The sequence below is a fragment of the Mycobacterium cookii genome, from assembly GCF_010727945.1.
GTDB classification, from domain to species: domain Bacteria; phylum Actinomycetota; class Actinomycetes; order Mycobacteriales; family Mycobacteriaceae; genus Mycobacterium; species Mycobacterium cookii.
Genome location: NZ_AP022569.1, coordinates 712,808 through 725,609, shown reverse-complemented (window position 1 = coordinate 725,609; position 12,802 = coordinate 712,808). Strand labels below are relative to the sequence as shown.

General features: G+C 66.7%; 10 protein-coding genes. 2 read left to right on the top strand and 8 right to left on the bottom strand.

The annotated features are described in order from the left end of the window. Positions 1 to 103 precede the first annotated feature (103 nt). Both G6N27_RS03460 and G6N27_RS03455 read left to right on the top strand, forming a co-directional pair. A complete protein-coding gene (locus G6N27_RS03460; RefSeq protein ID WP_163775085.1) occupies positions 104 to 1,882 on the top strand; it encodes an ABC-F family ATP-binding cassette domain-containing protein in 1,779 nt (592 codons plus the stop codon). A gap of 139 nt (positions 1,883 to 2,021) precedes the next feature. Next, positions 2,022 to 4,304: a putative bifunctional diguanylate cyclase/phosphodiesterase gene (locus G6N27_RS03455; RefSeq protein WP_163775084.1), complete on the top strand. Its 2,283-nt coding sequence runs from the start codon at positions 2,022 to 2,024 to the stop codon at positions 4,302 to 4,304. Between the two features lie 28 nt (positions 4,305 to 4,332). Here G6N27_RS03455 and argH read toward each other — a convergent pair whose 3' ends face one another. Genes argH through argC form a run of 8 tightly spaced genes read right to left on the bottom strand, consistent with a single transcriptional unit; the run spans position 4,333 to position 12,756 of the window. Then, positions 4,333 to 5,745: an argininosuccinate lyase gene (gene argH / locus G6N27_RS03450; protein WP_163775083.1), complete on the bottom strand. Its 1,413-nt coding sequence runs from the start codon at positions 5,743 to 5,745 to the stop codon at positions 4,333 to 4,335. Next, positions 5,742 to 6,947, bottom strand: a complete 1,206-nt coding sequence (locus G6N27_RS03445; RefSeq protein ID WP_163775082.1) for an argininosuccinate synthase — start codon at positions 6,945 to 6,947, stop codon at positions 5,742 to 5,744. Before G6N27_RS03445 ends, argH begins: the two co-directional genes overlap by 4 nt. Before the next feature lie 25 nt (positions 6,948 to 6,972). Then, positions 6,973 to 7,467 (bottom strand): arginine repressor, encoded by a 495-nt coding sequence (locus G6N27_RS03440; RefSeq protein ID WP_163775081.1) that lies wholly within the window; start codon positions 7,465 to 7,467, stop codon positions 6,973 to 6,975. 46 nt (positions 7,468 to 7,513) lie between these two features. Then, positions 7,514 to 8,440 carry an ornithine carbamoyltransferase gene (gene argF / locus G6N27_RS03435; protein ID WP_163775080.1) on the bottom strand — a complete coding sequence of 309 codons (927 nt, stop codon included), beginning with the start codon at positions 8,438 to 8,440 and terminating at the stop codon, positions 7,514 to 7,516. Next, positions 8,437 to 9,627 carry an acetylornithine transaminase gene (locus G6N27_RS03430; protein ID WP_163775079.1) on the bottom strand — a complete coding sequence of 397 codons (1,191 nt, stop codon included), beginning with the start codon at positions 9,625 to 9,627 and terminating at the stop codon, positions 8,437 to 8,439. Before G6N27_RS03430 ends, argF begins: the two co-directional genes overlap by 4 nt. Further along, the gene (gene argB, locus G6N27_RS03425; protein WP_163775078.1) at positions 9,624 to 10,508 is read right to left on the bottom strand and encodes an acetylglutamate kinase; all 885 of its coding nucleotides are present in this window, start codon (positions 10,506 to 10,508) and stop codon (positions 9,624 to 9,626) included. The genes G6N27_RS03430 and argB overlap by 4 nt, the downstream gene beginning before the upstream one ends. Further along, positions 10,505 to 11,716 (bottom strand): bifunctional glutamate N-acetyltransferase/amino-acid acetyltransferase ArgJ, encoded by a 1,212-nt coding sequence (gene argJ / locus G6N27_RS03420; protein WP_179963342.1) that lies wholly within the window; start codon positions 11,714 to 11,716, stop codon positions 10,505 to 10,507. Before argJ ends, argB begins: the two co-directional genes overlap by 4 nt. After that, positions 11,713 to 12,756 carry an N-acetyl-gamma-glutamyl-phosphate reductase gene (gene argC / locus G6N27_RS03415; protein WP_197746521.1) on the bottom strand — a complete coding sequence of 348 codons (1,044 nt, stop codon included), beginning with the start codon at positions 12,754 to 12,756 and terminating at the stop codon, positions 11,713 to 11,715. Before argC ends, argJ begins: the two co-directional genes overlap by 4 nt. Positions 12,757 to 12,802 lie beyond the last annotated feature (46 nt).

The window sequence follows — 12,802 nt, the reverse complement described above, 5'->3', positions numbered from 1 at the left end:
GGGTGGGCCCGTTGCTTTGGTCACCGGTACCGATCCGTTGGACCAGCCTAGTCATCGCGGCCGCCAGGCCGCCGGTGCGTGGCAGCCGTCTAGGGTTTGCACAGTGGCACACCTGCTGGGGGCCGAGGCCGTTCACCTCGAATATCCGACTCAGGTTGTGTTCGAATCAGTGACCGTCGGACTCAGCGACGGCGACCGCATCGGCATCGTCGGCCGCAACGGTGACGGTAAATCCAGTTTGCTGGGACTACTCACAGGTCAGCTGCGTCCGGACTCCGGCCGGGTCACCCAACGCAGCGGGCTTCGGGTCGGGTCGGTGAGCCAGACCGACACCCTCGATTCGAACAGCACGGTCGGCTGGACGTTGGTCGGCGACCGGCCCGAACACGAATGGGCCGGCGATCCGCGCATCCGCGACGTGGTCGGCGGCCTGGTCGCCGACATCGCCTGGGACGCCGCCATCGGCACGCTCAGCGGTGGTCAGCGGCGGCGCATCCAGCTGGCCGCGCTGCTGATCGACGACTGTGATGTCATCGCGCTGGATGAGCCGACCAACCACCTCGACATCGAAGGCATCACCTGGCTGGCCAGCCATCTGAATCAGCGCTGGGCCCGTAACACCGGCGGGCTGCTGTTGGTGACCCACGACCGCTGGTTCCTCGACGAGGTGGCGACCACGACGTGGGAGGTGCACGACGGAATCGTCGAGCCCTTCGACGGCGGCTACGCCGCCTACGTCCTGCAGCGCGTCGAACGAGACCGGCAAGCCGCCGTCGCCGAGTCGAAGCGGCAGAACCTGATGCGCAAGGAGTTGGCCTGGCTGCGCCGCGGCCCGCCGGCCCGCACCTCGAAACCGAAGTTCCGCATCGATGCGGCCAACCAGTTGATCGCCGACGTGCCGCCGTTGCGCAATACCGTCGAGTTGGCCAAGCTCGCCACCGCGCGACTAGGCAAGGACGTCATCGACCTGCTCGACGTGTCGGTCTCATTCGACGGCCGGCCGGTGCTGCGCGATGTCGAATGGCGTATCGGGCCCGGCGAACGCAGCGGCATCGTCGGCGCCAACGGAGCGGGCAAGTCCACGTTGCTCGGACTCATCACCGGGGCGATTCAACCGGATAGCGGAAGAGTCAAGCGTGGCAAGACAGTTCGGGTCGGAATGCTGGATCAGCGGGGCGATGAGCTGGTACCGCTGGCGAGTGAGCGGGTCGCTGATGTCATCGGGCGACTGCGCGCCGGCTATCAGGTCGACGGTCGCGACGTCACACCCGCGCAGCTGCTGGAGCGGCTGGGGTTCGCAGGTGGTCAGTTGTCGGCGCGCGTCGATGAACTCTCGGGTGGGCAACGCCGGCGGTTGCACCTCATGCTGACGCTGCTGGCCGAACCCAACGTGCTGCTGCTCGACGAGCCGACCAACGACGTGGACACCGACATGCTCGCCGCCACCGAAGACCTGCTCGACTCCTGGCCGGGCACTTTGATCGTGGTGTCCCACGACCGCTATTTGCTGGAACGAGTGACCGACCAGCAGTACGCGATCCTCGACGGCCGGTTGCGACACCTCCCCGGCGGTGTGGACGAATACCTCCGACTGGCAGCCATGGCGACGGGAGAGCGTGCCGCACGACCCGCCGCCAGACCGTCCGCATCGCAGGAGATCTCCGGGGCTCAGCTACGCGCCGCCGAGAAGGAAATCGCGGCGATCGACCGTCGGCTGGCCCGACTGGCCGATCAGATCGCGGCAAAGCATTCCGAGCTCGCCGACTACGACCAATCCGACCACATCGGCGTCGCGCGTCTCACCGATCAATTGCGCGACCTCGAAGGCGATGTCGCCGAGCTGGAAAGCCGATGGCTGGAGATTTCCGATGTTCTCGAGTAGGGCAAACAAGTTGTTGCGGAAACAACTCAGAATTCGAACCGATCCACTACCGGCAAACGTGTCCTAAACTGCCCGGAAGCAAATGGACAGGCATGCTGGCTTGCCCCGGGGTTCGGGTCCCCATCTGACAGGTCGAGTGATGTTCACACTGACGACGCGGCGTTGGGCGCTGGTCGCGTTGGCGACCGCGGGCTTGCTCTTCCTTGCGGCGATGTTGTTCGGCGGCGCACACGATTCGGTGGTCGGGCCAGCAGGCATTGTGACCATGGGGGTCTTTGCGACTGCTTGCGCAGTCAACGCCACTTGGACTGCCCGTGGCCGCCAGCGGTCTGCCTGGATTGCCCTGGCTACCGGGGTGGGCGGCTGGGCAGCCGGGAGTGCCGTTTGGTGCTACGTCGCGCTGGGAGGAACGGCCCCGATTTCGATTACCACCGTGGGCGAACTGGGCTACGTCGTGCTGCCGCTATGTGCCTTGGGCGCAGCGGTTCTGGTGCCTAACCGTAATGACGACCTATTCGGCATCGGCCTGCTGCTTGACGGGGTTCTCGTTGCCGCGGCGTTGTTCTTGGCGATAGGCAGTCTGGTGGTGGACGCGGCGCCTGGGGCGAGCATCACGCGCATCCTGTTGGCTGTCATCACGGCGATCTATCTCGGGCTCGCTGTCATTGGATTGGTTGTTATGCGGGCAACCGAGCCCCGCCGCAGGCTCTCTACGTCGCTACTGACCACGGGGTTCGCGGCCATTGGTGTCGCCGGCGGTTTGCACCTGTACGGGAACGGGGCCGACCACATTCCCGGCGACGTCGTGACTTTCGGGTGGATCAGCGGCACCTATTTTCTCGCGTTGTCGGCAATCGTGTTCCGGATGGGACCGGACCTGGACGCCGGACGAACCCCCGGCCTCTCGCGGCAGGCTATGTGGCTGCCGTACCTGCCGGTGTCGGTCGCGCTCGCGATATTCGCCGTGCGTTTCTGGCCCCGAGACCGCGGCAATGCGTTCGTATTCGCGGCCGGTATGTTTCTCTCCGTCGTCGTGCTGCTGCGGCAACTACTGGTTCTCGACCGGCGGCGTCGCCTGCTCGAGGCACTGGCCGATGCCGCTTTGCGGGATCCGACGACCGGCTTGGCGAATCGGCGATTGCTCGATGAACGGCTGGAACATGCTGTGCAGCTGCATCTGCGCCTTGCCGTCCCGATCAGCCTGTTGCGGGCCAGAGTCGACGACTTCAAATTGGTCGATGACTCGCTGGGCTATGCAGCCGGCGACGAGTTGCTGCGCAGCGTTGGCGCGCGAATCCAATCCGGTGTGCGCACCGACGACACCGTTGCGCGGATGGGCGGGGACGAATTCGCCATCCTGCTCGAAGACCCGCCCGACATCGCTGTACAGGTCGCCGAACGGCTCGCCCGATCGTTCGACAGCCCCCTGCAGGTCGGGGATCGCGAAGTGTATGTGCACCTGAGCGTTGGCGTGGCGTCCACCGGGTCGGACTACGGTCCCGTGCTGACCGCAGAGAATCTTCTCAGCCGGGCCGAAGCCGCCCGGTTGCGCGCCGAACCGACCACCGCTAGCGCCGTGCAAACCTTTTCACCCGAGATGGATGCCGATCTCTCGGGTCGGCAGGCATCCCGTGACGGTGCGGCGCGACTGCAGCTGTTGTGGGATCTCCGGCGCGCCATCGATGACCGGCTGCTGAATTTGGTCTACCAACCGCAATTCGAGATGCGCAGTGGCGCGATCTGCGGAGCCGAGGCGTTACTCCGGTGGAAGCACCCGACTTTGGGCATCTTGGAGCCCCAGGAGTTCTTGCCGCTGGTCCGCGAACACGGGTTGATGGATGCCGTGACCGACATGGTCCTGTGGCGGGCGGTTGCGGATGCCTCGGAGTGGCACGCGCAAGGCACCGATATTCCGGTCGCAATCAACTTGTGGGCGCGGTCGCTCGACGAAGACACCCTGCCCGACCGCATCATGTCGGTGCTCGACGCCCACGGCATGTCGGCCCGCCTGCTCACCGTTGAGATCACCGAGGAGCTGGTGGTGGCAGACTTCGTCAAAGTCCGTGCCGTGCTCAATCGCCTCCGCAGCGCCGGCATCCGGGTCTCGATCGATGACTTCGGCAGCGGCTATTCCACGCTGACTTACTTACGTGAGCTGCCGATCGATGAAGTCAAACTGGACCGCCAGCTCATCGCACCGATCCTCTACGACCGTCGCGCGGCGACCATTGCCCGTTCGGTTATCGAGCTGGCCGAAGAATTCGGTATCGCCAGCGTCGCCGAGGGTGTGGAAAACGAGGAAACGGTCCGGTGGCTCAAGAGATTCGGCTGCGACGTCATTCAGGGTAATTACTTTTGCGGACCGCTACCGGCCCGCGAGATCCCGCTCATTCAATCGAAGCGGGTGCCCGAAACACGCTGACCCAATCCATGTTCGGATGTTGCCGGTATCAGCGACTCAACTGTGCTCGAAGCCGTTCTGCGTTAGCACGCACCGATTCGACCTGGCGGGCGACTCGCGCCGGCGCGGTGCCGCCCCGGGCGTCGCGCGACGACACCGAGCCCTCGACGGTCAGCACTTCTCGAACCGCCGGAGTCAGCGCGTCGCTGACCGCAGCGAGCTGATCGTCGGTCAAGTCTTCGAGCCCTACGCCGAGCTTCTCGGCGATCTGCACCGCCGCCCCAGCGGCCTCGTGGGCGTCGCGGAACGCAACACCCTGGCGCACAAGCCATTCGGCGATGTCCGTGGCCAAGGTATAGCCAGCCGTTGCCAGTGCCGCCATCCGTTCCACGTCGAACGTCAAGGTGCTCACCAGGCCTGCCATCGCCGGCAGCAGCAGCTCCAGCTGCGCCACCGAGTCGAAGACCGGCTCCTTGTCCTCCTGCAGGTCGCGGTTATAGGCGAGCGGCTGAGCCTTCAGCGTCGCCAGCAGGCCGGCCAGGTTTCCGATCAGCCGGCCGGACTTGCCACGTGCCAGCTCGGCGATGTCGGGATTCTTCTTCTGCGGCATGATCGAACTGCCCGTCGACCAGGAGTCGTGCAGGGTGACGTAGCCGAATTCGGTTGAACTCCATAGGATAATGTCTTCGGCGAGGCGCGACAGATCGACGCCGATCATCGCGAACACGAAAGCCGCCTCGGCCGCGAAGTCCCGGGACGCGGTGGCGTCGATGGAGTTGTCGGCCGCCGCGGTGAAGCCGAGCTGCGCGGCGATCGCGTCGGGGTCCAGGCCCAGCGACGAGCCGGCCAGTGCCCCAGAGCCGTACGGGGATATCGCGGTGCGCGCATCGAGATCGACGATACGGTCGACGTCGCGCAGCAGCGGATGGGCGTGCGCCAGCAAGTGATGGGCCAGCAGGATCGGTTGCGCGGACTGCAAATGTGTCTTGCCCGGCATCACCGCCTTCGGGTGTGCGGCGGCCTGGTCGACGAGCGCACTGACCAGGTCCAACGCACCGTCGGCGACTCGTCGGATCGCGTCGCGCAGCCACATCCGGAACAGCGTGGCCACCTGGTCATTGCGCGACCGGCCCGCCCGCAGCCGACCCCCCAGATCGGACCCCACCCGATCGATCAGACCCCGCTCGAGTGCGGCGTGCACGTCCTCGTCGGTCACCAGCGGGATGAAGCTCCCGTCGGCGACGTCGTCGCCGAGACTGTCCAGTCCGGCGAGCAGGCCGTCGCGCTGATCCTCGGTGAGCAAACCGGCATTGAACAGCACCACGGCGTGCGCCTTGGACGCGGTGACGTCGTAAGGCGCCAGCACCCAGTCGAAGTGGGTGGAGCGACTCAGCGCGACCAGCGCGTCGGACGGCCCGTCGGCGAACCGGCCGCCCCACAGCGATCCTTCGTTGGTGCTCACTTTTCGGCGGTCAGATCCCGGCGGGCGGCAAGCTTCGACGACAACCCGTGCACGTAGACGAACCCCTTGGCCTTGGACTGGTCGAAGGTGTCACCCTCGTCGTAGGTGGCCAGATTGAAGTCGTACAGCGATTCGGCACTGCGCCGGCCGTTGACCGCAATGTGCCCGCCGTGCAACACCATTCGAATTTCACCGGTGACATGTTCCTGGGTCTTGGCGACGAAGGTCTCCAACGCCGTCTTCAGCGGCGAGTACCACAGGCCGTCGTACACCAGCTCTGCCCAGCGCTGATCGGTTTGCCGCTTGAAACGGCCCAACTCCCGCTCGAGGGTGACGTGCTCGAGTTCGGTGTGCGCGGTGATGAGCACCATCGCTCCGGGCGCCTCGTAGATTTCGCGACTCTTGATGCCGACCAGTCGGTCCTCGACCACGTCGAGGCGCCCGACGCCCTGCGCGCCGCCCCGACGGTTGAGTTCTTCGATGGCCTGCAGCACCGACACCGGCTTGCCGTCGATCGAGACCGGAACACCTTGTTCGAAGCCGACGATCACCTCGTCTGGGGTGTTCCAGTTGACTGTCGGGTCTTCGGTGTAGTCGTAGACATCTTTGGTGGGTGCGTTCCAGAGGTGTTCCAGGAAGCCGGTTTCCACCGCGCGGCCCCAGACGTTCTGGTCGATCGAGAACGGTGAGCGCTTGGTGACGTTGATCGGGATCGCGTTCTCCTCGGCAAAGGCTATGGCCTTCTCCCGCGTCCACGCGTAGTCGCGGACCGGGGCCAGCACCTCCAAATCGGGTGCCAGCGAGGCGAATCCGACCTCGAAGCGGACCTGGTCGTTGCCTTTGCCGGTGCACCCGTGCGCGACGATCCCGCCGCCGTGCTCGCGGGCGGCCTCGACCAGATGCTTGACGATCAACGGGCGGCTGATCGCCGACACCAGCGGGTAGCGATCCATGTACAAGGCGTTGGACAAGATGGTCGGCAGACAGTACTGCTCGGCGAATTCGTCACGGGCGTCGACGACGACCGCTTCGACCGCGCCACAGTCCAGTGCACGCTGACGGATGAGCTCCATGTCCTCACCGCCCTGACCGAGGTCGATCGCGACGGCGACCACCTCGCGGCCGGTCTCCTTGCCGATCCAGCTGATCGCCACCGAGGTGTCCAGACCGCCGGAATACGCCAAGATGACGCGCTCGGACATGAATTGATCTCCTTTGGTAGTGCGGTTACGTGAGGTCTTGAATCGTGGCCGCGAGTTCTGCGCCGGTCATCGGTTCGCGGGCCGCCACGAAGATGGTGTCATCCCCGGCGATGGTCCCGACGACGTACGGCAGCGCTGCCCGGTCGATCGCGCTCGCCAAGTAGTCCGCCGCGCCCGGCGGGGTGCGCAGCACGGCGAGGTTTCCGGTGGCGTCGGTGGACACCAGGACCTCGCTCAACAGCCTCGACAGGCGCGCGGTGCCGCCGGACACCCCGCGCAGCGGGCTGCCATCCTCAGGCACCACGTAGACGCCGACACCGCCGTCGGCGCCGCGCAGCTTCACCGCGCCGAGCTCCTCCAGGTCGCGGGACAGCGTGGCCTGGGTGACCTCGACGCCGTCGGCAGCGAGCAGCGCGGCCAGCTCACCTTGGCTGCGAACCTCGGACGACGACAGGATCGCCACGATGCGCGCCTGTCGCCCCACCCGGGTGATCTCCGGGGACGTCTTCGACTGGGGCATTGCGCTGCTCCTCCTCATCGCTGCGCTCTGCATCGTCGCCAGCGCGTCACGTCGACCGCTCCAGCAGCCACACCAGCAGCGCTTTCTGCGCGTGCAGCCGGTTCTCGGCCTCGTCCCACACCGCGCTGTGCGGGCCGTCGAGCACCTCATCGGTGATCTCGTGACCGCGGTGGGCCGGAAGGCAGTGCAGCACAACAACGTCCGAGTCTGCCTTAGCCAACAGCTCCGCGTTGAGTTGGAACGGGCGGAACGGTCGCACTCGATCCAGCCCGTCGTCCTCCTGCCCCATCGAGGTCCAGGTGTCGGTCACCAGCACGTCGGCGCCGGACGCCGCGGCGACCGCATCCGACGTGATCGTCACCGAGGCGCCGGTGGACTCGGCCCGGCGCTGCGCGTCAGCGAGCACCGCCGGGTGCGGCGCGAAACCCTCCGGCGCGGCAACCGTGACATGGATGCCGGCGGTGACACCGCCCAACATCAGCGAGTGCGCCATGTTGTTGGCGCCGTCACCGAAGTACGCCATCCGCAAACCGGGCAGCGAGCCTTTGCGTTCAACGAGCGTCTGCAGATCGGCCAGCACCTGACAGGGGTGGAACTGATCGGACAGCGCGTTGACGATCGGTACCGTCGCGGTCGACGCCATCGCGGTGAGTCGCACCTGCCCGAAGGTCCGCCACACGATGGCATCCACGTAGCGGGACAACACTCTTGCGGTGTCCTGCAGCGTCTCCTCGCGGCCGAGCTGGGTGCTGCGGCCGTCGACGACGACGGCGTGCCCGCCGAGCTGAGCGATGCCGACTTCGAAGGAGAACCGGGTACGGGTGGAGTTCTTGTCGAAGATGACGGCGACGCCGCGGGGCCCTTCCAGCGGTCGCCGGCTGAACGGGTCTTTCTTCAATTCGGCCGCCAGCTGGAGGATCTCGGCCTGTTCGTCGGGTGTCACGTCGTCGTCGCGCAGGAAGTGCCGGGTCATTGCGCCCCCTGTGCGGTGTCGAGGATTGCCGGCAGCGCGGTCACGAAGGAGTCGATCTGACGCTCGGTGATGATCAACGGCGGCGCCAGGCGGATCACATCGGGTGCTGGGGTGTTGACCAGGAACCCGGCGGCGCGGGCTGCCGCCTCGACGTCCGTGGCTACGGGCGCGGTGAGCACCACGCCCAACAGCAGGCCCCGGCCGCGGACATGGTCGACCAACGGGTGGTGCAGCGCTTTGATGCTCTGGCTCAACGTCTTTCCCAGCACCCCGGCGCGGCGCACCAGGTCGTCGGCGGCGATCACCCGCAGCACGGCCAGCGCTGCCGCCGCGCAGATGGGGTTACCGCCGAACGTGCTGCCATGCAGTCCGGGGGTGAGCAACTCAGCGGCCGGGCCGACCGCCAGGCACGCCCCGATCGGCAGTCCGCCGCCGAGCCCTTTGGCCATCGTCACCACGTCAGGGGTGATGCCGTCGTGTTGATGGGCGAAAAACGTTCCGGTGCGGCCCATTCCGGTCTGCACCTCGTCAAGGACAAGCAGCGCGCCATGCGCGGCGGTGATCTCGTGAGCGGCGGCCAGGTAACCGTCGGGGGGGACGACGACGCCGCTCTCCCCCATGATCGGCTCGAGGAACACCGCGGCGGTGTCGTCACCGACCGCACCGGCCAGTGCGTCGACATCGCCGTAGGGCACGTGTGTGACGTCACCCGGCAGCGGCGCGAACGGCGCCTGCTTGGACGGCTGACCGGTCAGCGCCAGCGATCCCATCGTCCGGCCGTGGAAACCTCCTTGGGCCGCAACCAGTTTCGTCCGGCCGGTGAGGCGTGAGATTTTGAAGGCCACCTCGTTGGCCTCGGTCCCGGAGTTGCAGAAAAACACCCGGGCCTCGGCGTCGGTGCCGAGCAGACCGACGAGTGCTTCGGCCAGCGCTATACCGGGTTCGGCGGCGTAGAGGTTGGAGGTGTGACCCAGCGTCGACATCTGTGTGGTGACGGCGTCGATGATGGCGGGGTGCGCGTGGCCGAGCACGTTGACCGCGATGCCGCCGAGCAGGTCGAGGTACGACTTGCCGTCTACGTCGGTCACGACGGCGCCGTTGCCGCTGGCCAATGCCAGCGGCGGGAGGCCGTAGTTGTTCATCATCACCGCGGACCACCGGTCCTGCAGTTCTGTCGTATGGGTCATTTGGCGCTCACCACTTTCGTGCCGGACCCGTGGTCGGTGAAAAGTTCGACCAGTACACAATGTTCGACGCGGCCGTCGATCACGTGGGCGCTCGGGACACCGGCGTTGACTGCGTGCAGGCAGGCTTCGACTTTCGGGATCATGCCGCTCTCGAGTGTCGGCAGCAATTGTGTCAGTGTGGCGCTGTCGATCTTGGTGGCCAGCGAATCCCGGTCCGGCCAGCGGGTGTAGAGGCCCTCGACATCGGTGAGCATCAGCAGCTTCTCAGCACCCAGCGCCTCGGCCAACGCGCCCGCGGCGGTGTCGGCGTTGATGTTGTACACGACACCGTCGATGTCGGGGGCCAGCGTAGAGACCACCGGAATCCGGTTGGCGGCAATCAAGTCCAGCACGACCGCAGGGTTCACCGTGGCGATGTTGCCGACCAGGCCAATGTCGGTGTCGACACCATCGACGCTAACGCTGCGCCGCACCGCGGTGAACAGATTCGCGTCCTCACCGGTAACGCCCACCGCGTACGGGCCGTGTGTGTTGATCATGTTGACCAGTTCGCGGCCGACCTGACCGAACAGCACCATCCGTGCCACGTCGAGGACTTCAGGTGTGGTGACCCGGAATCCGCCCTTGAAGTCGCCGGCGATGCCCAGTCGTTTGAGCATGGCGCTGATCTGCGGGCCGCCGCCGTGCACGACCACGGGGTGAATGCCGCAGTTGCGCAGAAAGGCCATGTCCGCGGCGAATTCGCGTCGCAGCGTGTCGTTGGTCATCGCGTTGCCGCCGTATTTGACGACGACGATCTTGCCGTGCAGCTGGGTGAGCCACGGCAAGGCTTCGGCCAAGACCTGCGCTTTGACTTGGGTGGAGAGTGTCTCGGTGCTCATGACGAATAGGCCGAGTTCTCTTCGACGTACGCGTGGGACAAGTCGGTGGTCTGGATGGCGGCCTGCGAGTCGCCGACGCCCAGGTCGACGAGTACCTCGATGTCGGTGGCCGACAGGTCGACGTCGCGGGCACCCGGGGCGCCGACACCGTTGACGCAGACCGCTGAACCGTTGAACGACACCGTGATCCGGTCGGGGTCGAGGTGTACCGGAGCCATCCCGACGGCGGCGAGCACCCGACCCCAGTTCGGGTCGGAACCGAACAGCGCGGTCTTCACCAGGCTGTCCCGTGCGATGACCCGGGCCGCCACGACGGCGTCATCTTCGCTCGCCGCACCGGTCACGCTCACGGTGATCCGCTTGGTCACGCCTTCGGCGTCGGCTTGCAGTTGCGCGCACAGGTCGGCACACACCCGTAGCACGGCGTCGTCGAGATCGTCTTGGCTCGGCTCGACCTCGCTTGCGCCCGAGGCCAACAGCAGCACGGTGTCGTTGGTCGAGCAGCTGCCGTCGATGTCGAGCCGGTCGAACGTCCGCGCGGTGGCCCGTCGTAGCGCTTGGTCCAGGCCGGCGGGCTCAGCGACCGCATCGGTGGTGAGCACGCACAGCATGGTGGCCAGCGAAGGCGCCAGCATCCCGGCGCCCTTGGCCATTCCGCCGACGGTCCAGTTGGCAGGGTGGTGCAGCGCAACCTGTTTGGGCACGGTGTCGGTGGTCATGATCGCGCGGGCGGCCTCGTCGCCGCCGGTGATGCCGCCGGCCATGTCCTGCACCACCGCCACCACGCCGGCGAGGACTTTGTCCATCGGCAGCCGGTCGCCGATCAAGCCGGTGGAGCACACCGCGACGTCGATGGCCCCGGTCTCGGTACCCCACTCCGACAATGCCGCGGCCACCTTTTCGGCGGTGGCATGGGTGTCCTGGAAGCCACCCGGACCGGTACAGGCATTGGCCCCACCGGAATTCAGGATCACCGCGCGCAGCCGGCCGTCGGCGAGTACCTGGCAGGTCCACAACACCGGCGCGGCCTTGACCTGGTTGCGGGTGAACACTCCGGCGGCCGCATGATCGGGACCCTCGTTGAACACCAGGGCGAGGTCGAGCTTGCCCGACGCCTTGATCCCGGCCGCGATGCCGGCAGCGCGAAAGCCGGCCGGAGCCGTCACACCCTGCGCACGAACCAACGGCGACACGTCGGCGCGGGTCACGGCGCCACCCCGACCACCGACAGGCCTTCGGTCTCAGGCCAACCCAGCGCCAGGTTCATCGACTGCACGGCCGCGCCACCGGTGCCCTTGACCAAGTTGTCGATCGCCGCGATGGCCACGAACGTCGACGCGTCCTCGTCCACCGCGACCGCGATCTGCGCGGCGTTGCTGCCGATCACCGAACCGGTGCGAGGTAGCTGTCCCTCGGGCAGCAGATGCACGAAAGGCTCAGCATCGTAAGCCTTTTCGTACGCGGCCCGCAGCTGTGACAGCGGCGCGTGGGTGCGCGCGGTGCAGGTCGCCAAGATGCCCCGCGAGGTCGGGATGAGCACCGGCGTGAACGACACGGTGACGTCCCGGTCGGTGACCAGGCTGAGTCCCTGCACAATTTCCGGAGTGTGCCGGTGCGCCCCGCCGATGTTGTACGCCCGTGCCGATCCGATGACCTCCGAACCGAGCAGGTCGGTTTTCGCGGTGCGGCCCGCACCCGACGTTCCGCTGACCGCGACGACGGTGACGGCCGGTTCGATCAGATCGTCGGCCATGGCGGGAAACAGCGCCAGCAGCGCGGCAGTCGGATAGCAACCGGGGACGGCGATGCGCCGAGTGTCGCGCAGCGCCTCGCGTCCGCCGGGCAGTTCGGGCAGCCCGTAGGGCCAGTGACCCGGGTGTGCGGAGCCGTAGAACCGCTCCCAGGCACCCGGATCGGTGAGGCGAAAATCAGCACCGCAATCGACGATCAACGTCTCCGGGCCGAGTTGTTCGGCCAACTCCGCCGAATGCCCGTGCGGCAGGGCGAGGAAGACGACGTCGTGGTCGCCCAAGATCTCGAGCTCGGTCGGCTCGAGCACCCGCTGCGCCAGCGGCAGTAGATGCGGATGGTGCTCGGCGAGCGCGGTGCCGGCGCTGGTGGAGGCCGTCAACGCCCCGATCGTCAGCCGACCGTCGTGGTAGGCGGGGTGCCCGAGGAGCAGCCGGAGGATCTCACCGCCGGCGTAGCCGCTGGCGCCGGCCACCGCCACCCGTATCGCCTGCGTCATGACGTCCATGCTTGCATGACTATGCATGCCGATGCAAACTCATTCC

Coding starts and splice junctions, on each gene's coding strand:
- G6N27_RS03455 (WP_163775084.1), top strand. CDS start 2,022: ATGTTCACACTGACGACGCGGCGTTGGGCGCTGGTCGCGTTGGCGACC.
- G6N27_RS03445 (WP_163775082.1), bottom strand. CDS start 6,947: ATGTCCGAGCGCGTCATCTTGGCGTATTCCGGCGGTCTGGACACCTCG.
- G6N27_RS03440 (WP_163775081.1), bottom strand. CDS start 7,467: ATGCCCCAGTCGAAGACGTCCCCGGAGATCACCCGGGTGGGGCGACAG.
- argF (WP_163775080.1), bottom strand. CDS start 8,440: ATGACCCGGCACTTCCTGCGCGACGACGACGTGACACCCGACGAACAG.
- G6N27_RS03430 (WP_163775079.1), bottom strand. CDS start 9,627: ATGACCCATACGACAGAACTGCAGGACCGGTGGTCCGCGGTGATGATG.
- argB (WP_163775078.1), bottom strand. CDS start 10,508: ATGAGCACCGAGACACTCTCCACCCAAGTCAAAGCGCAGGTCTTGGCC.
- argC (WP_197746521.1), bottom strand. CDS start 12,756: ATGACGCAGGCGATACGGGTGGCGGTGGCCGGCGCCAGCGGCTACGCC.